Source organism: Arthrobacter sp. Z4-13 (genome assembly GCF_054792705.1).
This window is the reverse complement of record NZ_CP096459.1, coordinates 3,926,302-3,947,025: the sequence shown is the minus strand read 5'-3', so window position 1 is coordinate 3,947,025 and position 20,724 is coordinate 3,926,302. Positions and strand designations below refer to the sequence as shown.

At 64.9% G+C, this 20,724-nt stretch carries 19 protein-coding genes; 15 read left to right on the top strand and 4 right to left on the bottom strand.

Going from position 1 to position 20,724, the window contains the following annotated elements; translation table 11 throughout:
• The first annotated feature begins 22 nt into the window (after nucleotides 1–22).
• The 14 genes from M1E07_RS20100 (at nucleotide 23) to M1E07_RS20035 (ending at nucleotide 12,086) form a co-directional block, all read left to right on the top strand.
• Entirely contained in the window at nucleotides 23–1,519 is a 1,497-nt protein-coding gene (locus M1E07_RS20100) for a bifunctional phosphatase PAP2/diacylglycerol kinase family protein (RefSeq protein ID WP_461188358.1), read from the top strand.
• Between the two features lie 182 nt (nucleotides 1,520–1,701).
• Nucleotides 1,702–2,649 carry an ABC transporter ATP-binding protein gene (locus M1E07_RS20095; protein WP_461188357.1) on the top strand — a complete coding sequence of 316 codons (948 nt, stop codon included), beginning with the start codon at nucleotides 1,702–1,704 and terminating at the stop codon, nucleotides 2,647–2,649.
• Nucleotides 2,650–2,663: 14 nt separating this feature from the next.
• The gene (locus M1E07_RS20090; protein ID WP_461188356.1) at nucleotides 2,664–3,551 is read left to right on the top strand and encodes an ABC transporter permease; all 888 of its coding nucleotides are present in this window, start codon (nucleotides 2,664–2,666) and stop codon (nucleotides 3,549–3,551) included.
• A gap of 25 nt (nucleotides 3,552–3,576) precedes the next feature.
• Nucleotides 3,577–4,929, top strand: coding sequence for a sensor histidine kinase (locus M1E07_RS20085; RefSeq protein WP_461188355.1), 1,353 nt, complete (start codon nucleotides 3,577–3,579; stop codon nucleotides 4,927–4,929).
• Nucleotides 4,926–5,618 carry a response regulator gene (locus M1E07_RS20080; protein ID WP_461188354.1) on the top strand — a complete coding sequence of 231 codons (693 nt, stop codon included), beginning with the start codon at nucleotides 4,926–4,928 and terminating at the stop codon, nucleotides 5,616–5,618. The genes M1E07_RS20085 and M1E07_RS20080 overlap by 4 nt, the downstream gene beginning before the upstream one ends.
• A gap of 56 nt (nucleotides 5,619–5,674) precedes the next feature.
• Nucleotides 5,675–6,574: an intradiol ring-cleavage dioxygenase gene (locus M1E07_RS20075; protein WP_461188353.1), complete on the top strand. Its 900-nt coding sequence runs from the start codon at nucleotides 5,675–5,677 to the stop codon at nucleotides 6,572–6,574.
• A gap of 10 nt (nucleotides 6,575–6,584) precedes the next feature.
• The gene (locus tag M1E07_RS20070; RefSeq protein ID WP_461188352.1) at nucleotides 6,585–7,919 is read left to right on the top strand and encodes a M18 family aminopeptidase; all 1,335 of its coding nucleotides are present in this window, start codon (nucleotides 6,585–6,587) and stop codon (nucleotides 7,917–7,919) included.
• A gap of 228 nt (nucleotides 7,920–8,147) precedes the next feature.
• Complete coding sequence (rpsF, locus tag M1E07_RS20065; protein WP_015939036.1) at nucleotides 8,148–8,453, top strand: 30S ribosomal protein S6; 306 nt, start codon at nucleotides 8,148–8,150, stop codon at nucleotides 8,451–8,453.
• Nucleotides 8,454–8,526: 73 nt separating this feature from the next.
• Nucleotides 8,527–9,108 carry a single-stranded DNA-binding protein gene (locus tag M1E07_RS20060; RefSeq protein ID WP_461188351.1) on the top strand — a complete coding sequence of 194 codons (582 nt, stop codon included), beginning with the start codon at nucleotides 8,527–8,529 and terminating at the stop codon, nucleotides 9,106–9,108.
• Between the two features lie 126 nt (nucleotides 9,109–9,234).
• Nucleotides 9,235–9,474, top strand: a complete 240-nt coding sequence (rpsR, locus tag M1E07_RS20055; RefSeq protein ID WP_003800144.1) for a 30S ribosomal protein S18 — start codon at nucleotides 9,235–9,237, stop codon at nucleotides 9,472–9,474.
• 17 nt (nucleotides 9,475–9,491) lie between these two features.
• Nucleotides 9,492–9,944 carry a 50S ribosomal protein L9 gene (gene rplI / locus M1E07_RS20050; RefSeq protein ID WP_050057159.1) on the top strand — a complete coding sequence of 151 codons (453 nt, stop codon included), beginning with the start codon at nucleotides 9,492–9,494 and terminating at the stop codon, nucleotides 9,942–9,944.
• A gap of 188 nt (nucleotides 9,945–10,132) precedes the next feature.
• The gene (locus tag M1E07_RS20045) at nucleotides 10,133–10,981 is read left to right on the top strand and encodes a PhzF family phenazine biosynthesis protein (RefSeq protein WP_461188350.1); all 849 of its coding nucleotides are present in this window, start codon (nucleotides 10,133–10,135) and stop codon (nucleotides 10,979–10,981) included.
• Nucleotides 10,982–11,075: 94 nt separating this feature from the next.
• Entirely contained in the window at nucleotides 11,076–11,702 is a 627-nt protein-coding gene (locus M1E07_RS20040) for an FMN reductase (RefSeq protein WP_461190450.1), read from the top strand.
• A gap of 57 nt (nucleotides 11,703–11,759) precedes the next feature.
• Nucleotides 11,760–12,086 carry a TFIIB-type zinc ribbon-containing protein gene (locus M1E07_RS20035; protein WP_461188349.1) on the top strand — a complete coding sequence of 109 codons (327 nt, stop codon included), beginning with the start codon at nucleotides 11,760–11,762 and terminating at the stop codon, nucleotides 12,084–12,086.
• A 51-nt stretch (nucleotides 12,087–12,137) separates the two neighbouring features.
• Here M1E07_RS20035 and M1E07_RS20030 read toward each other — a convergent pair whose 3' ends face one another.
• Nucleotides 12,138–12,710: a hypothetical protein gene (locus M1E07_RS20030; protein WP_461188348.1), complete on the bottom strand. Its 573-nt coding sequence runs from the start codon at nucleotides 12,708–12,710 to the stop codon at nucleotides 12,138–12,140.
• 3 nt (nucleotides 12,711–12,713) lie between these two features.
• A complete protein-coding gene (locus M1E07_RS20025) occupies nucleotides 12,714–12,992 on the bottom strand; it encodes a hypothetical protein (protein WP_461188347.1) in 279 nt (92 codons plus the stop codon).
• Nucleotides 12,993–13,662: 670 nt separating this feature from the next.
• On the opposite strand from M1E07_RS20025, the gene dnaB reads away from it, so the two are divergent.
• A complete protein-coding gene (dnaB, locus tag M1E07_RS20020; protein ID WP_461188346.1) occupies nucleotides 13,663–15,045 on the top strand; it encodes a replicative DNA helicase in 1,383 nt (460 codons plus the stop codon).
• Between the two features lie 51 nt (nucleotides 15,046–15,096).
• Here dnaB and M1E07_RS20015 read toward each other — a convergent pair whose 3' ends face one another.
• A complete protein-coding gene (locus M1E07_RS20015) occupies nucleotides 15,097–16,068 on the bottom strand; it encodes an acyl-CoA thioesterase (RefSeq protein WP_461188345.1) in 972 nt (323 codons plus the stop codon).
• Between the two features lie 129 nt (nucleotides 16,069–16,197).
• Nucleotides 16,198–20,598: a rhamnogalacturonan lyase family protein gene (locus M1E07_RS20010; RefSeq protein WP_461188344.1), complete on the bottom strand. Its 4,401-nt coding sequence runs from the start codon at nucleotides 20,596–20,598 to the stop codon at nucleotides 16,198–16,200.
• Between the last annotated feature and the right edge of the window lie 126 nt (nucleotides 20,599–20,724).

The window sequence follows — 20,724 nt, the reverse complement described above, 5'->3', positions numbered from 1 at the left end:
GTGACGGCGGTAGGGTGAGGGCATGCAGGCGAAATGGCCCAAGGGCCATCGGTGGGTCAGCCGGACGGACAGATACCTCGTGCAGCATGTATCGAGGCTGCCGGGCGGAAACCATGACGACTTCTTCCGCAGGCTGTCGGCCGCTGCAAACCGCGGAAAACTTTGGATAGGTGTGGCAGGCGTCCTCGCCGCGATTCCGGGCCGGCCGCGACGGGCTGCGCTGCACGGGCTGATTGCCCAGGCGGTGGCCTCCGCCGTTACCAACGGCGTTTTCAAGACCCTGCTGCCCCGCGCCCGCCCATTGCCCGAACACCTGCCAGTGTTCCGGTTCGTGCATCCGCAGCCTCGAAGCTCGTCCATGCCGTCGGGGCATTCAGCGTCGGCTGTGGCGTTCGCCGTAGGGACAGGTTTGGTCAAGCCCGCCCTGGGCGTGGCACTGGCCCCGGCGGCAGTGGGAGTGGCGTATTCCCGCGTTCATACCGGGGCGCACTGGCCCTCGGACGTGCTTTTCGGTTCGGCGCTTGGTGCCGCCGCCGCGCTGGTGACACGGCGGTGGTGGCCTGTCAGTCCGCCCATTCCGCAGACAGCCAGGACCTGGACCACGGCGCCGCCACTGCCCGGGGGTGAAGGGCTGGCGATTGTGGTCAACACTCTCGGCGGCTCCTTCAGCGAAGAGACAGCTGCGGCACTTCTGCAAGTATTCCCCGAGGCGTATGTAAAGACCGTGCAGCAGGATGATGACCTGCTGGCTGCCATCAGGCACACGGCGGACCTTCCCGGGACACGTGCCCTGGGTGTGTACGGTGGCGACGGAACCGTGGGAGCGGCAGCAGCTGCCGCCGTCGAGCGGTCACTCCCGCTGCTGGTCCTGCCCGGCGGAACCCTCAACCACTTTGCCCGCGACGCAGGAACGGAGAGCCTCAAGGGGGCCCTGGCAGCGGCGTCCAAAGGCGAAGCTGCCCTGGCCGACGTCGGAACCGTCACGGTTGAACGCGGCCTCGCCGGCAAGTCCGAAACGGCGGAAGTACTGATGCTCAACACCTCCAGCCTCGGCCTGTATCCCGACTTTGTCCGGCGGCGGGAACAGTTGCAGCCCGCACTGGGAAAACCCCTCGCGCGAGTGGTGGCAATGTTCCGTACGTTCGTGGCAGGCACTCCCACCACCCTGACGGTAGATGGCATGCTGCGCAAGGTGTGGATCGCCTACGTGGGACGGGGCCGCTACTATCCCCGCGACCACGCCCCCTTGCTCCGGCCCGTGATGGACGACGGCTTCCTGGATGTCCGCATGATTACGGCTGATGAGTCCTTTGCCCGGCTGCGGCTGCTGTGGTCCGTGCTGACAGGGACCGTAGCTACCTCACGCATCACTCATTTGTCGGCGGCAACGGAGGTGCACATCGAATCCGGCGGGTCACCGATGGCACTGGCCGTCGACGGCGAGACGCTTGCCGGCGTCCGCAGCGTGGCGTACCGTGTGCTGCCCCGGGCCCTCGCCTACTACTCCCCCCGTCCCTGACGGAGATTCTCCCCCGATGGGAATTTCGTTGACAGTGGATCATCCACGGGGACTACCCCGGTTTACCCCTGAATCATCCCTGAGACCGGCGAAAACAGAGCCGGGCATCGGTAGCGTGGTGGATACACAACGGTCCCTAAACATCTGCCGCAGCCGCGCGCTGCCGTCCGAAGGAACAATCAATGATTGAGGCACAAGGCCTGACCAAGGTCTACGGGGGAAAAACCGCCGTGGCAGGGGTCAGCTTCACCGTCAAAGCAGGGCAGGTCACGGGGTTCCTGGGCCCGAACGGCGCCGGCAAGTCGACCACGATGCGCATGATCATGGGGCTGGACCGGCCGACGTCGGGCTCCGTCACCGTGAACGGCCTGCCGTACGCAGAGCACAAGGCGCCGCTGCATGAGGTGGGCGCGCTGCTGGACGCCAAGGCCGTACACACCAGCCGCAGCGCCTACAACCACCTCCTGGCCATGGCCGCCACGCACAACATCCCCAGGACCAGGGTCCGTGAAGTCATTGAAATGACCGGCCTCGAGGCGGTGGCCCGCAAGAAGGCCGGCGGTTTCTCACTGGGCATGGGCCAGCGGCTTGGAATTGCTGCAGCCCTGCTGGGTGATCCGCAGACGCTCATCCTGGATGAGCCCGTCAACGGCCTGGACCCGGAGGGCGTCCTGTGGGTCCGCAACCTGGTCCGGTACCTTGCCAACCAGGGCAAGACAATTTTCCTTTCCTCACACCTGATGAGCGAAATGGCACAGACCGCGGACCACCTGATTGTGATCGGCCGCGGACGGATCATTGCCGATGCCCCGGTGAAGGAGATCATCGCCGGCACCCGCCAGGCCAGGACCCTGGTGCGCACCGGCGCGGCCCTGCAACTGTCTGCCCTGCTGGCCGGCGACGGCGTCACCGTGGACCAAAGCGAGCCTGAGACCCTTGAGGTGACCGGGATGGATTCCCGCCGCATTGCCCAGGTTGCCCTGGATAACGGCGTCCTGCTGTACGAGCTCACCCCGCAGCTGTCCTCCCTTGAAGACGCGTACTTCGACCTGACCAAGGACGAAGTGGAATACCACTCGCACCTGACCGGCGGACCCGCGCTGTCCGCTCCCGCAGCGGCAGGAAAGTAAGGACGATGAGCACCATGACTGAAACCCGTACCGCGCCCACCCGTTCCTCCGCCGGCTCCAGGGGTGTGACCTTCGGCGGCGTCCTGCGGTCCGAATGGATCAAGCTTTGGTCGCTGATGTCCACCCGCATCCTGCTGCTGCTGACGCTGGCTGCCATCATCGGAATCGGCGCTCTGGCCGTCCTGATCCGCTACACCTATCTTGAAGACATGGTGCGCAGCGCCAGGGACCAGGGCCAGACAATGACCCCCGAAATGCTCGAGCAATCCTTCCCCCCGGGCTCCGGCTTCGACCTCTACAACCTGCCCAACGCAGGGCTCCAGATCGGCATCCTGATCCTCGGATCACTGGCAGTCCTCTTTATGTCCTCTGAATACGCCACCGGAATGATCCGTTCCACCATGAACGCCGTCCCCCGGCGCACGCCCGCCTTTGTGGCCAAAGCGATCATCCTTGCAGTCATCTCCTACGTGATCACCACCATCGCCGGAGTGGCTACCTTCCTGATCGCCATGCCGGTATTCCAGGGCATGGGCTTCGACCTCGACTGGTCCACCGACGGTGTGCTCTACAGCATCTTCACCGGCGGCCTTTACGTGGCCGGCGTTGCCTTGATTGGCCTTTCCCTGGGAACCCTGCTCCGCAACTCCGCCGGCGGCATCACCGTCCTGGTGGCAATGTTCTTTGTCCTGTCCATCGCCGCAGGCTTCATGACCCTCATCCCCGGCGAATTCTGGAAGTACGTTCCGCAGTACATCCCCAGCGAGGCCGGTGGACGGTTCCTGTCGATTGGCCACACCGACGGCGTGATCGATCCCTGGCACGGCGGCCTGATCTTCCTGGGCTACGTGCTGCTGTTCCTGATCCCGGCAATGATTGTGCTGAAGAAACGCGACGTCTGACCGGGCAGGATCAAGAAGCAGGACCATGACAAAAACGGCGGTTGAAAGGGACGCGCCGGCCGGACAGGCCGACGCGTCCTTCGCCGAGCTCACAGCCAGGCGCAGGGGACTCATCCGCCGCTACCTGCACCGGCACCCCCGGGTTATGGACACCGCGGTGGCGCTCAGCTACTGCCTGTTGGTTGCGCCCACCGTGGCGGACGCCGTCAGGTCCGGCAACTGGCTCGCCATCGCCCTGCTGGCGGCGGTGGCTGCGGCGCTTTTCCTTCGCCGTTCCCACCCGTTGGGAGTCGTTGCCTTTGTGGCAGTGGCGGAGGTGGCCGTGACGCTCCTGCACCCGTGGGGTTCCAATGCGTCCGCCGGCCTCTGGTTCTCGCTGTATGCAGTGGCAGTGGCGCATACCCGCCGCTTTGCTCTCATCACCATGGCAGCGGCCACGGCGCCGCTGGCCCTCCTCTACCTCCTTGCCGCCGTCGGACCCATGGAGAACTCCTTCGTCCACGACACCGGGGTCAACCCCGGGGACTTCCACCTGTTGACCAGCATCGCCACCGGGGCCACCATCACCCTCTCAAATGTCATCGCCACGGGCATCGGTATCTCTGTCCGGCAGCGGCGCGAACACGAACAGGAAGTGGCGGCCTGGGCGGCGCGGACTGCCCGGCTCGCGTCGGTGAATGAACGTAACCGGATTGCCCGGGAGATGCACGACGTCGTGGCCCACTCGCTGACGGTGATGATCAGTCTGTCGGACGGTGCCGCCGTCGTGGTCCGGAAAAGTCCGGAGCGCGCCGGCGAGGTCCTGGGTGAACTCTCCCGAACGGGGCGGACGGCCCTCGCCGACATGCGGCGGGTCCTCGGTGTCCTCCGCGACGATGCCGGAGCCGCTGCGCCGCCGCTGCCGCTCGCTTCAGGGGACAGCCTGTCCAAGCTGCTGGAGGGATTCCGCACGGCGGGCCTGCCCCTGCACTACTCCCATACCGGCCCGGCGTTGCCCGACGACGCAGCGTTCCAGCTCACCGTGTACCGGATTGTCCAGGAATCTCTGACCAACGTGCTCCGCTACGGCCGTTCCCTGGGACGCGTAGATGTTTCGATCGTCCGGGACGGTCCAACGGTCACCATTGACGTGCTTGACGACGGCGCGGGGGTGCCGGGGGTTTCCGCCTCTGACAGCGGTGCGGCCACTGCCCCGGGGCACGGCTCGTACGGCACGGGCCAAGGGATCACGGGAATGGCGGAGCGGGCCCGGATTTATGCCGGCGCGGTGGAAGCCGGCCGCAGCGGACGGGGCTGGCGCGTGCACGCCGTCCTTACCTGGCCGGGCGATGATGTTTCCGAACCCCTCCGCCCCTACGAACTTCAAGGCAAAGCATGACCAATAATCCGGCTATTTCCGTCCTGCTGGTGGACGACCAGCCGCTGCTCCGCATGGGCTTCCGGCTCATCCTCGAGGGCGAGGATGACCTGCGGATCGTGGGTGAAGCCTCCAACGGCGCCGAGGCTGTCCGTCAGGTCCGGGAACTTAACCCTGATGTGGTGCTGATGGACGTGCGGATGCCAGTGCTGGACGGCATCGAGGCGACGCGTGCCATCACGGATTCCGGGGCCTGCGCCAGGATCATCATCCTCACCACCTTCGACGTGGATGAGTACGCCTTCTCAGGTCTTCAGGCAGGCGCGTCCGCGTTCCTTCTTAAGGACGCGGCGCCCTCGGAACTGATCAACGCTGTGCGGGTGGTGGCCAGCGGGGACGCCGTAGTGGCGCCGAGGATTACCCAGCGGTTGCTCGAAACCTATGTCCGCGGTGCCGCCAAGCCGGCACCCGTGGCCCCTGCGCCCGATCCGCTGCTGGCCGACCTGACGCCCAGGGAAACGGAAATGCTGCAGGCCATGGCCGAGGGCCTGTCCAATGCGGAGATCGCCCACCGGTACTTTCTGTCCGAGGCCACGGTGAAGACGCACGTCCGGCGGATCCTCACCAAGCTCCACCTGCGCGACCGGGTCCAGGCTGTGGTGTACGCCTACGAAACGGGCCTGGTGGTTCCCAGCAATCCGGATTACTGACACTCCCCGGGCAGGAAACCCTATGCAGGCGGGTTGCGGGCGGGTTGGATAGTCCCATGATCAACCGAGCCCCCCACCCGAACCACGACCGCGGCCTCGAATTCGACCTGTCCACCATCATGAGCCGCCGGTCACTGGGCATGTTTTTCGGGGCAGGCGGCGCCGCGGCTGCCTTGGCCGCCTGCACCCCTGGCGGATCCCCCAACGCCAGCCCGTCGACGTCGTCCGCCGCCCCGGCAACCGCTGCCGGAACCAGTACTCCTGCGGCGACCGGTACTGCTGCGGCCGCCTCCCCGTCGCCCACCCTGACCCGGGCCATCGTGGAGTGCGGCGTGGAAATTCCGCGTGAAACCGCCGGACCGTTTCCGGCCGACGGCTCGAACGGGCCGAACCTGCTGGAAGCCTCGGGAGTAGTGCGGCGGGACATCGCGTCCAGCTTCGGGACCGGAACCGCCAAGGCTGAAGGCGTGCCGCTGACCTTCACCCTGACACTGCTGGATAACGCAAACGGATGTGTTCCGCTGGCCGGCGCGGCCGTATACGCATGGCACTGCGACAGGGAAGGCAGGTACTCGATGTACGACCCGGAGCTGGGAAGCGAAAACTACCTGCGCGGCGTGCAGGAGGCCGACGCCAACGGCCAGGCGACCTTCACGTCCGTCTTCCCGGGCGCCTATTCGGGACGCTGGCCGCACATCCACTTCGAGGTGTTCGAGTCCATGAACAACGCGACAGCTGCGGGCCAGGTGCTGGCCGTTTCGCAGATAGCGCTGACCAAGGCGTCGTGCGATGACGTGTATGCCACACCCGGCTACGAGGAGAGCCTGCGCAACATGGGCCGCACCACCCTGCAGTCGGACAGCGTTTTTCGGAACGACGGCGGCATCTACCAGCTCGCCACCATGACAGGATCAGCCGCGGCGGGCTACACGGCGGGGCTGAACGTCACCATCTAGACTCGGGAGCATGCCTTCTTCCTCCGCTGCAGACCACATCCAGGACCTTGGCGCTTACGTCACCGCATCGCCGTCGAGCTTCCATGCTGTGCATGAAGCGGGCCGCCGGCTGGTTGGGGCGGGGTTTGTCCGCCTGGATGAGCTGGAGCCCTGGGAGGGCGGCGCCGGCTCGTTCTTCATAATTCGCGACGGCGCGCTGATCGCCTGGGTTGTCCCCGAAAACGCCGGCCCGGCGACCGGCTTCAACATCCTGGGGGCGCACACGGATTCACCCTCCTTCAAGCTCAAGCCCAGGCCCACCATCGGCGCCCACGGCTGGCTCCAGGCGGGAGTGGAGGTGTACGGCGGGCCGCTGCTCAACTCCTGGCTGGACCGCGAACTGCAGCTTGCCGGCCGGCTGGTGATGCTGGACGGGACCGGGCACCTCACGGCTACCGGGCCCATGCTCCGCTTCCCGCAACTGGCAATCCACCTGGACCGGGCCGTCAATGATGGCCTGACGCTGGATAAGCAGCGCCACATGAACCCCGTGTGGGGGCTCGGGAACCCCGCCGATTTTGACCTGCTTTCCGTCCTGGCTTCCCATGTTGCCGGTGCTTCCGTGGATCCTGCCCGGATTGGGGGGTACGACGTCGTTATTGCAGACACACAGGCCCCTGCGGTTTTCGGGGGGAACGGGGAGTTCTTCGCGTCCGGGCGGTTGGATAACCTTTCCGCCACGCATGCGGGGCTGGTGGCCCTGATTGGCCATGCTACTTCTGCTGCCGGCGGCAGTTCCGGCGCGGCCGGCGGGCCGATCGCTGTGCTTGCCGCCTTCGATCACGAGGAGATCGGCTCCAACTCCCGCTCCGGCGCCTGCGGGCCCATTCTTGAGGATGTGCTGGTGCGCATTTCCGATGGCCTCGGCGCTACTGTAAGCCAGCGGCGGCAAGCGTTATCGGCGTCGTTCTGTGTCTCGGCCGATGCGGGGCACGCTGTCCACCCGAACTACGCCGAGCGGCACGACCCTGCCAATCACCCGGTGCTCAACGGCGGTCCGCTGTTGAAGATCAACGCGAACCAGCGGTACGCCACGGACGCCAACGGGGCGGCTTTCTGGGCCCGGCTCTGCGGCGAAGCCAAGGTGCCGTACCAGGAGTTCGTGTCCAACAACGCGATCCCCTGCGGGTCCACCATCGGCCCGCTGACTGCCACCCGCTTGGGAATCCGGACGGTGGACGTGGGTGTTCCGCTGCTTTCCATGCATTCTGCGCGTGAACTGTGCGGCGTGGACGACCCGCGGCGTCTTGCCGTGGTGACGGAGTTGTTTTTCAGGACGGCTTTGCAGCCTTTGCTGCCGTCGTAACTACAGCGGGTTTTCCACATAGCGGCATTCGCGCTGCTGTGCCGGCAACCATGGCCGATAGCCTTGAGTCAAGCGCGAATCGCCTATCCGGTCCAAATGCACTAAGATATTGAAGTCTGTGCTGCGTCCTGCCTCCGTTCCGGCGGCGGGGCTTTGCATGGCATCGCAAATGAACCTCCTGTTACGGAAATGCCGTAACCGCTTAGCCCAAAGGAGGTGGGTTCACATATGCGTCCTTACGAATTGATGGTAATCATCGACCCCGAGGTCGAAGAGCGTACCGTTGAGCCGTCGCTTCAGAAGTTCCTGAACGTCATCACCAACGATGGTGGAACCATCGAAAAGGTTGACATCTGGGGCCGTCGCCGGCTGGCTTACGACATCAAGAAGAAGTCCGAAGGTATCTACGCCGTGGTGAACTTCACCGCCAAGCCGGAAACCGCCAAGGAACTTGACCGCCAGCTGTCTCTTAACGAGACCATCATGCGCACCAAGATCACCCGCCCCGAAGAGCAGAAGGTTGTTGCTGAGTAATTTCAGCCCGATCTTCATTCTTCACCCCGCAGGAAACGCACTCTTCACCCAGGATCGAACAAGGAGGCAGTAGATGGCAGGCGAGACCACCATTACGGTCATCGGTAATCTCACCAATGACCCGGAATTGCGGTTCACACCGTCCGGTTCGGCAGTAGCGAACTTCACCATCGCTTCCACCCCCCGCACCTTTGATCGCCAGTCCAACGAGTGGAAGGACGGGGAAACCCTGTTCCTCCGCGCAGCGGTATGGCGTGAAGCGGCCGAGAACGTCGCCGAGTCCCTCACCAAGGGCATGCGCGTGATTGTTACCGGGCGCCTGAAGAGCCGTTCCTACGAAACCAAAGAAGGCGAAAAGCGCACCGTCATCGAGCTTGAGGTCGACGAAATCGGCCCCAGCCTGCGCTACGCCAATGCCAAAGTCAACCGCACCCAGCGCTCCGGCGGTCAGGGTGGTCAGGGCGGCTTCGGCGGAGGCAACAACAGCGGCGGTGGCTTCGGAGGCGGCAACTCTGGTGGAAACCAGGGCGGCAACTCCGGTGGAGGCTGGGGCGGCGGCAACCAGCAGGCTGCACAGGACGACCCCTGGGCGACGCCCGGTGTCTCCAACGCAGGCGGCTGGGGCAACGGCCCCGATTCCGAACCTCCCTTCTAACAACCAAACAAGGCCCGACGCCGGGACCACCGAACGTGCCGCAAGGCACCAGGGTGACTGCCGCCGCCGGACCACCACCATCCCGTGGATCAATATCCACGGGCTCCCTAGAATAGGAGCTCCACGATGGCTAAGGCTGAACTCCGTAAGCCCAAACCAAAGTCCAACCCCTTGAAGGCCGCTGACATCACTGTCATCGACTACAAGGACGTAGCATTGCTGCGCAAGTTCATCTCCGACCGCGGAAAGATCCGCGCCCGTCGCGTCACTGGCGTCACGGTGCAGGAACAGCGCAAGATCGCACAGGCAATCAAGAACGCCCGCGAAGTTGCCCTGCTGCCTTACTCCGGCGCTGGCCGCGGCTAAGGAAGGGATTAACTAACATGGCAAAGCTCATTCTGACCCACGAAGTAACCGGTCTCGGTGCTGCTGGCGATGTTGTAGAGGTCAAGGACGGTTACGCACGTAACTACCTGCTCCCCCGCAACTTCGCCCTGACCTGGTCGAAGGGTGGCGAAAAGCAGGTTGAGTCCATCAAGGCTGCCCGCGCCGCCCGCGAGCACGCTTCCCTGGAAGACGCTCAGAAGCAGGCTGCTGCACTCTCCGCCAAGCCGGTCAAGCTCGTCGTCAAGGCTGGCGAGACCGGACGCCTGTTCGGCACCGTCAAGCAGGGCGACGTTGCTGACGCTGTTGAGGCCGCTGGCCTTGGCCGCATCGACAAGCGCAAGGTTGAACTGCCGGCACACATCAAGTCGGTTGGTTCCTACCAGGCCAACGTCCGTCTGCACGACGACGTTGCTGCTGTGATTGAACTCGACGTAGTGGCAGGCAAGTAGTCTTCACGGCTACGCATTCCTGAACTGCACTAAGACCCTCGTTGCCGGATTCCGGCGGCGGGGGTCTTTTGTCTGCGCGCGGCCACGCCGAGATGACATTTGGGAGCAGTGTTGGCCCTTCGGACCGCGGCCAAATGCTATCTCGCGGGACGGTCAGGGCTGTGCAGTACCGGTGATAGCCTGCAGCGGTGAGTTCAACTTCCCCGCGCAGCCGCCCCTTCCATCAGGTCGACGTCTTCTCCGCCGAGCCATACCGCGGTAACCCGCTCGCCGTCGTCGTGGATGCCGAGGGACTGACCTCGGAGGAGATGCAGCAGTTCGCAAACTGGACCAACTTGTCCGAAACCACCTTCCTGCTGCCCCCGGCAGACCCCCGCGCAGACTACCGCGTGCGCATCTTCACGGGTACCGAGGAGTTTCCGTTCGCCGGCCATCCCACACTGGGTTCGGCGCACGCCTGGCTGGAGTCCGGGGGAGTGCCCAAATCGCAGGGCTTCGTGGTGCAGGAGTGCGGTGTTGGGCTGGTGCGGGTGAAGCACGACGCCGGCCGGCTGGCCTTCGCTGCCCCGCCCCTTACCCGCTTCGGTCCGGTTGAGGCGGAGGTTCGTAGCCAACTGGCCGCCGGCCTGCGGGTTCCCCAAGCCGACATTCTGGATGCGTCATGGCTGGTCAATGGTCCTGAATGGATCGGCGTGCTGCTCGGCTCCGCGGAGCAGGTTCTGGCGATCCAGCCCGACTTTGCAGCCATGGGCGGGCTGAAAGTGGGGGTTGTAGGAGCCCACGGGCCAGGGGCCGATGCGGACTACGAAGTGCGTACCTTCCTCCCCGGTGATTCCATGGAGGACCCGGTCACCGGCAGTTTCAACGCTGGCGTGGCGCAGTGGCTCATCAACAGCAACAGGGCTCCAGACGAGTACGTAGCCGCGCAGGGAACCGCGCTGGGCCGGGCCGGGCGCGTGCACGTCATGGCGGAAGGCGGCGACATCTGGGTAGGTGGACATTGCACCACGTGCATCCGGGGATCAGTGCTGCTCTGAACGCACATTGCGGGAATACTCCGGGAGCCCGCACCGTTCAGAAGGTAGATGCATATGCATGTATGATCGAATGAACGAGCAACAGGAGAATGCCATGGAGACCCGCCGCATCACAGTCCTTTCTGCCGGACTCGGCGTACCGTCGTCGAGCCGCCTGCTGGCTGACCAGCTGGCGGCCGCTGCTGAGCGGCAACTGGGCGCCGCGGGATTCAGCGTGCAGGTGGACGTCGTCGAACTCCGCCACCTTGCCGTAGACATCGCCAACAATTTTGTTACCGGCTATGCCGCCCCCCGCCTCGCTGAGGTCATTGCAGGCGTGGAAGCGTCGGACGGAATCATCGCCGTAACGCCCGTTTTCAGTGCGTCCTACAGCGGCCTCTTCAAGTCGTTCATTGACGTCCTGGACCCCAAGTCACTTGACGGCAAAGCCGTCCTGCTCGGCGCAACCGGCGGCACGGACCGCCACCAGATGGTCCTGGACTACGCCATGCGGCCGCTGTTCAGCTACCTCCGCACCCGGATGGCCGCCACAGGCGTTTTCGCCGGACCCCAGGACTGGGGCACGATGGACGACGGCGGCTCCGGCCTTGCAGAGCGCGTCAACCGGGCAGCCGGTGAATTTACGCGCCTGCTGGAAGGACCGCAGCCGGGGCGGAAGCCTGCCCCACTGGAGTCCCTGCCCTTCGAACAGCTTATGGCGGGCATCTCGGGAATGCGTTGAACCGGCCATGCCGAACTTTCAGGCGGGGCCGCACGTTATGTGGGCATGAAATGTCCTGTGGATTCCGTGGAACTGATGATGACCGAACGCGGCGGGGTGGAGATTGACTACTGCCCCCAGTGCAGGGGCGTGTGGCTCGACCGCGGGGAGCTGGACAAGATCCTGGACCGCGCGGCAGATATGATGCCTGGCCCCGCCCCGGCGCGTCCTTCAACCCCGGCTCCGGGAATGGCACCCCCGCCGCTGTATCCCAACTTCGAACCGCGCCGGGAGCAGCGCGGCTACGACGACCGCCGGTACGGCAAGCAGGAATACGACCGGGACCACGACCGGCGGCGGCATAAAAAGAAGGAAGGCTGGCTCGGGGAGATGTTCGACTTCTAGGTCCGGGGCCCGGGGATGCTGTGCTGTTCCGGGAAGAACAGCACCCGCGGGTCAGTCATCGAGTAGTTCGATGAATTCCCTTGCCTGCTTCAGGCTGATGTCCGAATGCCGCGTCAGGGCGTTGGCCGCAGCTTCGGTGTCCCCGCTCCGGGCCAGCGTGCGGATTCTGCCGTAGATCTCGTCATTGAGCATATTGCTGCTGACTTCACGCGTCACATCGCCCTTGCTTGCAATTGCCCGGTAGCGGTACGGGAAACGTTGCGGTTCTTCGTCCTCGTCGTCCTCAGCAGCGGCAGGGGCAGCCTCCGCGCCCCGGTAGGGCTGGGGATGGGCTGCCAGCGCCCCGACGGCGTCCCGGGACGCCCGCAGGCCCTCTCCCGTGCTCTCGTAGTAGAGCTTGATGGCCGCCATGGCCTGTCCCTGGGCGATCAGGGCATAAAGCCTGCGGTGCTCTTCCTCCGAAAGCCTGGCCGAGGCCGTCCGCGCCAGCTCAGAGGGGGTAACAGCCGGGTCCGCCGGTTCGGCCCTGCGGGCGGCCTTCCGCCTGCTGACGGCGCGGGCAGCCAGCGTTACTCCCGCGATCACTGCGAGGAGGATAAGGACAGGGGCCACAAGCGATTCCATTGTCTAAAGCCGTTCTATGTGCTTCCTGGCGGCAGCCAGATCCGATTGCTTTGCCTGGGCAGCGTTCTGGCTGGGCTTGGTACTCCGTTCCAGGCGGGCGCGGGCAGCGGTGGCAGCCTGGACCTGGGCCGCGTAGTGCTGTGCCGAACGCGCCGCCAGGTCGCGCTGGTATTTTTCGGCATCAGACATGCCCGAATCGCGCGGGCTCAGGGCTGTGAAAAGACCCCAAATGAGCGCCACCAAAACGATCGCGGGCAACAGCACCAGCAGTAGTTCGCCCATGCATAGAGCTTATGCCAGATCCCGGTTATCCACAGCAATATTCGGCATAGTGCATGGAGGTGGGCCCAGGACCGCGCCACATCAGCGGAGCGGAATATGAGGACTGCCACAATGGCGCCGGCTCTGTCCGCTACGGTCTCCCGAAGCCTGCCTCGCCCACCAGGTCCGCGACGGCCGGCTGTGGATGAAATTCCCCAAAAGAAATATCTCCTCCACATGCCCGCCCGGACGTTTCCGCAGGTCAGAGCCGTTAGCAGCCACAAAGTTTTTTAGTTTCCACAGCTTTCCCCACAGGCTGTGCACAAGCTATGCCCGGTACTGCACAGGTTATCCACACCCCTTCCGGCATGCTGGCTTTGCGGCTGAACCTAAGGCGGCTAGCGTAGCGGGGTACCTGTTCCTCGGCGCCTCGGACGGCCCTTATAAGGGCGTCGGGAGTGTTCAGGGCGGACCGCTCCCAACCCCAGTGACGGCCCAATGTGGAAAACCTGTGGATAGTGGGGATAACTCCGGTGATAGCCCGCGCACGTGCGGGCAGCGCAGGATTGTCAGACCCCGCCGGTAAACCTGGACAGGTGGCGGAGCGCAGCTTTTGAGGCGCAACGCCTTTAGCAGGATGGTTAGCCACCGGGTACTTTTGGTCCCCGGTACACAGTGGAGGACGGCAGCTTTGTCAGTAGCGCATCTGGACCCGATCGAGGCCACCCGCGGATCGGACGTGAGCCGGAAGCCTCCACAGGATATTCCCGCCGAACAATCTGTCCTGGGCGGCATGATGTTGTCCAAGGACGCCATTGCCGACGTCGTGGAGATCCTCCGCGGCCAGGACTTCTACCGGCCTGCGCATGAAACCATCTATGAAGCCATCATCGACCTCTACGGCCGCGGTGAACCGGCTGACGCCGTCACGGTCTCCGATGAACTCACCAAGCGCGCCGAGATCAACCGGATCGGCGGCCCTGCCTACCTGCACGAGCTGATCCAGACTGTTCCCACCGCAGCCAACGCCGGGTATTACGCCGAAATCGTTGCTGAACGCGCGGTCCTCCGGCGCCTGGTGAATGCCGGCACCAAGATTGTGCAACTGGGCTACGGCTCGGACGGCGAGGTGGAGGACCTGGTTAACCAGGCCCAGGCTGAGGTCTATGCGGTGGCTGAGCGGCGCACCGCGGAGGATTACGTGGTGCTCAAGGACGTGATGGAGTCCACGGTGGACGAAATTGAGGCGTCCGGCCACCGCGGCGAGGGCATGACCGGCGTTCCCACCGGCTTCTACGAGCTGGACGAGCTCACGCACGGCCTCCACCCCGGCCAGATGATTGTCATCGCAGCCCGGCCCGCGGTGGGCAAGTCCACTTTCGCCCTGGACTTTGCCCGCTCCGCGGCAATCAAGAACAACCTGGCCACCGTGATGTTCTCGCTCGAAATGGGCCGGAACGAGATTGCCATGCGCCTGCTTTCGGCGGAGGCAACCATCGGCCTGCAGGACCTCCGCAAGGGAACCATCAAGGACGAGCAGTGGTCCAAGATCGCCACCACCATGGGCCGGATGAATGACGCCCCGCTGTTTATCGATGACAGCCCCAACATGTCCCTGATGGAAATCCGTGCCAAGTGCCGGCGGTTGAAGCAGCAGCACGATCTTAAGCTCGTTATCCTCGACTACCTGCAGCTGATGAGCTCCGGCAAAAAGGTGGAGTCGCGCCAGCAGGAGGTCTCGGAGTTCTCCCGTGCCCTGAAGCTGCTGGCCAAGGAACTCCAGGTCCCCGTCATTGCCCTGTCGCAGCTGAACCGTGGTTCGGAACAGCGCTCTGACAAGCGGCCCATGGTTTCTGACCTTCGCGAATCCGGATCCATTGAGCAGGACGCCGACATGGTCATCCTGCTCCACCGCGAGGATGTCTACGACAAGGAATCCCCGCGCGCCGGCGAGGCGGATATCCTCATTGCCAAGCACCGTAACGGTCCCACCAAGGACATCGTGGTGGCCTTCCAGGGGCACTACTCCCGCTTTGCCAACATGGCGGCCGACGCCGGCGGCGGAGGCTTCTAGGGCTACGCCCGTCCCGGGGCCGTCCGCCTGGAGCCTTTTGGCCCCTGACCTTCAGCCCTGTGCCAGCAGGTGGTTCGGCAGCCGGTTCCCCGGCGCCGTCCCCCTGATTTCCAGCAGTTCGCGGGCATGGGCGTGGAGCCTCTTGTCCTCCTCGCTGGCAGGCGCCCAGGCGGGGATGGGAACGGAGTTGCCTTCGTCGTCGCGAGCCACCATGACGGTGAGGCAGTAGGTGGTGAGGTTCAGCCCGCCGCCCTTCGGATCGCCGGACCGGACATGAACGGCGACGTGCATGCCCTTCGTGCCCGTGTACACGAGGCGGGCCTCAACCTCCACGACGTGGCCGATCAGCAGCGGGCGGTAAAACCGGACGCCGCCCGAGAACACGGCCACCGTGTCCATCCCGCAATAGCGGGACGCACAGACGTAGGCGGCTTCGTCAATCCACTTCATTACAATGCCGCCGTGGACTTTTCCGCCCCAGTTCACGTCCGTAGGAGCAGCCATAAAACGCAGGGTGACGCGCTCCGCCGTACCCGCATCGGTATATTCCTGGCGGTTCATAGCTTCTACGATCTGCTCGCGGATCCTGACGCGCGCCAGGGCATGGTCCCGCTGCTCGATCTCTTCAGCTGTTACGGGCTCAAACTGCTTGACCGGAATGGGTCTTCCGTCCTCCCCCACGGCCACAAAGATCACCATGCATTGGCTGCGCATGGTGGCCGGGCCGCCCTTGGGATCCCCCGAGGACACCACGGTCCTGATGTGCATCGAGGACCTGCCGGTGTAGACGATGGTCGCCTCCACCTCCACCATGTCGCCGCTGTTGACCGGGTCGGCGAAGTGGATGTTCCCCACGTAGGCGGTGACGCAGTAGGACTTGGCCCAGCCCACGGCGGCAGCGTAGGCGGCCTTGTCCACCCACTCCAGGACGGTTCCGGCGTCCACGGAGCCGCTGTGCCCCACGTCCATGGGGGCGGCCAGGAAGCGGAGGGTCACGGAGTTGGAGGTGCCGGTCTCAGTCATGGTGCGATCTTACTGACGCCGCTTGGTTACCCAGCAGTTGGACCTGCAACATTGGCGCCAACAGCAGTGCCCCGCCCGCCAAGTGGCGGACGGGGCATCGCTTGATCAGGGGAGTGCGGCCGCGGCAGCCTAACCGGCGCGGGTGTACACGATGTCCGGCTGGGCCGGAAGCTCCATGCCCTCGCCGATGAAGAAGCCGGGGTGCGGCGGCTGGTTGTAGGCGATGTTCTCGCGCGCAACCGAGAGGCGGTACACCGGATCATGCATCAGCGTACGGAGCCGGACGTCGGTGGAAGCGGAGGTGGTGTAGATCCGCAACTCCGTGCTGTCCGCCGAAGGCCACGCCAGTTCTTCACGCCAGTCACCCAGGAGGTCCGCCTGGATGGCGGGATTTCCCTTGGTGCTGTTGTTGGTCTTGGCACCGGTGGCTGTCAGCAGCCGGTCGCTGGACTCCGTTTCCCAGTTCCACTTGGCGATGCTGGGCGTGCCGGTGTTGGCTGCGGCGTTCCAGTCGTGGTCCACGATTTCGCGCAGCAGGTCGCCGTCCCACCAGGCCAGGAAGTTGGCGGCAGGGATGTTGTTGGCGATCAGCTGGCCCTTGGCCGAGCGGAGTTCACCTACAGGGGAGTTCCAGGCGGCGTCGCCGCCGATGGCCCAGCCTTCGGCACCCGGGTGGCGGGGGTCGATGTCTCCGGCCGCAGCCCGTCCGGTGTCCTTGGTGGCCGGGATGCTCCAGAGCACTTCGCCTGTCCGTGAGTCCCGGAACGTTGCTCCCTTGTTTCCGCTTGAACCCAGGTCCTCGTGGGCGGCAAAGGTCTCCAACCCCGGGCGGGACGGATCGAAGTCGCTGGTGTGGATGGCGTCGCCGTGGCCGAGGCCGGTGTTGTACAGCGGTTTGCCGTTGTCGTCGATGGTCATGGACCCGAAGACGAACTCGTCCTTGCCGTCGGCGTCAACATCCGCGACGGACAGGTTGTGGTTGCCCTGGCTCCGGTACTGTGCACCGGCAGCATCCGAATCGAAGACCCAGCGCTTGACGATTTTGCCGCCCACCAGATCGTAGGTGGCCAGCACGGCACGGGTGTAGTAGCCGCGGCTGAACATCATGGAGGGGTGCTCACCGTCCAGGTAGGCCACGGCTCCCAGGAAGCGGTCCACGCGGTTGCCGTAGGTGTCTCCCCAGGCCCCCACGTCGCCGCGCGGCGGATCGTACTTCACCGTGTCCATCACAGTGCCGGTGGCGCCGTGGAAGACGGTCAGGAATTCATCACCGGTCAGCACGTAGCCGCTGCTGTTGCGGTGGTCGGCGCTCGGGTTGCCGATCACCGTGCCGGCGGCATCCCGTGTGCCGTCCGCCGTCTTCATGGCGATCTCAGCCTTGCCGTCGCCGTTGAAGTCGTAAGCGAGCACCTGGGTGTAGTGGGCTCCTGCCCGGATGTTCGGGCCCATGTTGATGCGCCAGAGTTTGGTGCCGTCCATCTTGTAGGCATCGACGTAGACAGTGCCCGTGTAGCCGGCCTGCGAGTTGTCCTTGGAGTTGGACGGTGACCACATCTGAAGGACCTCGTAGGTCCCGTCGCCGTCCAGGTCCGCCACGCTGGAGTCCCCGGCGGAGTAGCTGTAGGGCTGGCCGTCCTTGGTGTAATCGTCTGCCGGCTTGTCCAGCTTGATGGCAAGGTAGTCCTGGGCCAGCGGTGTGAACCCGGCGGTGAGCTGGTCCCCGCCGTTGCCTACGGTCTTGATGGCATAGGTGGAGGCCGCTGTGCCGGTGGGATCCAGGAACGTCGTGCTGCTGCGGATCGGCTCGTCGGTGAGCTGGACGCCGTCGCGGATTACATGGAAGCCAACCTGCTCCGGATCCAGGCCCAGCATCCGCCAGCCGACGCGCACGCCGTCACTGGTCAGCAGGGCCACGGGGGCGCGGTCCAGCTTCTCCATCTGGCGGTTGACCACCGTGACCTTTTCCGTCCCCACCATAGGTGAGGGCACGGATTCACCGCCCTTGTTCAGGGTGGTGACGCGGTAGTAGTACTTGATGGTGGTCAGCACGGTGTAGTCGGTGTAGTTCACCTCGGTGGCGCGGCCCACGTAGTCAAAGGGGCCATCGGGGGAGGTGGACCGGTAGACCTGGTAGGCGTCCGCGCCGGAGACCCTCTGCCACTTGAGCGTGACACTGGTCTTCTCCACCGCCTTCACGTCCACCTTGCCGGTGGCCGCAGGAACGGGGGTGTTGGGATCCACCAGGGCGGTCTCCACCGTGTTGGAAGGGACAGATTCCAGTCCTGTGCTGTCCAGCGCCGTGACGAAGTACTTGTACTTCAGGCCCGCGAAGGCCGTGGTGTCCTGGAAGGAAGCGGCGCTGACGTTTTCGGCAATGAGCTGCGGTTCAGCTTCGAAGGAGGCCTGGCGGAACACCTTGTAGCCGGCAGCGTCTGCCACGGCGTCCCACGCGAGGTCCACGGTGGGCGGCTCGGCCGCGGCGTCAACCGCCGAGGTGTGCAGGTTGGTGGGGCCCACCAGGAGCGGGGTGACCTCCAGCCCGTTGAGCCGCTGGCCGGAGCCGCTGATGGCCAGGTTCAGCTGGCCGTCGGAGACCAGGACCTGGTTGATGATCTTGGTGGCCGAGGATGCCCTGCTGGAGGACACCTGGCCGAAGGGAGTGCCCTCGGCGGCCACATCGGTCCGCGTGGAGCCGATCCAGTCGCTGTGGTAGGTCTTCAGGGCGTAGGTGCCGTTGGGGACGTCCAGCTGGAATTCGAAGCTGGAGCCGCTGAGGACGAAGTCGCGCAGCAGGTTGCTGGTAACCGCTCCGCGGTCCCGGTCGCTGAGCACGGAGATGTCCTTGAAGCCGAAGCCCCGCTCCGGGGCGTAGGCCATGGTCCGGTTAACCTCGGTGTAGCCGGCCTCAAGCGGTGCTCCCACCGGCCCGAAGTCGAACTTGTACTTCGCCTGTTTGGTGGTCACGGTGAGGGTGTCGCTGGGCTCGGAGAGACCCTTGCCGTTCATGGCTGCGACGCGGACGCTGTAGGCGGTGCCTTCGGCCAGCCCGGCCAGGTTGGCGGTGGGGACAGTGGCGGTGGTGGTGAGCTTGTAGGCGCTGTCCGGTTCGGACGCCAGTTTGCGGTACACCTTGTAGATATCCGCGCCGTCCACCGGCTGCCACTTGAGGAGCGCCCCGGCGTTGGAGACGCTGCCCGCCACCAGGCCCTGGGGCTTGGCGGGAACGGACGACGGCGGCGCGACTTCCTTCACGCGCGCGGCCAGCGGAACGCTGAGCTGCTTTACTCCGCCGGCCACCAGGCGTGCGATCTGGATGGCGCCGTATTCCTGGAAGTGGGTGTTGTCCACCGTGCCGGTGGGCCGGCCGGGGTAGACGCCGGCATCGACGTGGAGGAACACGGACTTGGTGTCCTCCGGGCCGATCGCGTCGTAGTAGGCGCGGCTCGAGGCGGAGAGGTCCACCAATGCCACGTTTTCCTCCGCGGCCAGTTCCTGCATCTTGGCCACGTACTCGGGAAAGCTGACCCGGAACTTACCGGTGGCTTCGTCGTAGTCCCGGCGGCCCACGGGGGTCACCAGCACAGGGGTTGCCCCACGCTGGCGCGCACCGTTCACGTACGTCCGGAGGTATTCCTTGTAGTCGGCGGGGGAGGCATAGCGGTCGTCAACGCCGATGGTGGCATCGTTATGGCCGAACTGGACCAGCAGGTAGTCGCCGGGGTTGATGACACGCAGGATCTCGTCCAGGCGGCCCTGGCTGATGAAGTTCTTGGAGCTCCGGCCGCCGATGGCGTGGTTCTTGAAGGAAACGCTGTCATCGAAGTAGCGGTCGATCATCTGGCCCCACCCGGCCTGGGGCGCAAAACCGGGGTCGTAGGTTTGCACCGTTGAGTCACCGGCGAGATAGACGCCGGGGTCCGTGGTGGCGGTGCGGGGAGCGCGGGCCGCGATCACCAGGGAGTTGATCCTGGCCGCTGTGCCGGTGAAGTCGAGGTTGAGCTGGCCGTCCACCAGCGAGATGGGGAATTCCATTTCCAGGTACTGGCCGGCCGGCTTGTCGGTTACTTGGACCTTGGCCATTCTCTCCGCTGTGATGGCGATGTTCGTGGCTTCGGCGGCGTCGCCGGCGATGAGCTTTACGGTGTAGTCACCGTTGGGCAGGTCTACCAGGAAGGAGCTCCCCTGGGCCTGCACAAAGTCCGACCGCAACGCGTCATCCGTCCCGCGGTCCACGCCGGAGGTGACGGCAGTATCGGTAAAGCCGAACCTGGTGCCCGCGGAATACTGCGTGCCGGCAGCTACCGCCGTGAAACCTTCTGCCACGGCTCCGGGGCCGAAGTCGAACTTGAAGCCGCTTCCCACGGGCGGCAGGGCGGTATCGGCCTGGACTGCGGGGAGTCCGGTGAAGGCGATGGCAGCGGAAGCCACGGCGGCTGTAACTGCTTTCGCCCCGGCAGGAAGCCGGCGCCGGCGGGGTGGGGGTGCTTCCTGGGGCAGCGGTGTCACTTGCGGGGGTGTAGTCACGGACATCTCCTTCGATGAGCGGTGGCAAAGCTGTACCCACGGGGATTGGAACGATTCAAGAACATAGGTCGCAAACTGGGGCGAAGTTACGGGCTTGAGGGCTTCCGGGTGATTCGGGGTGGCTGAGACCTG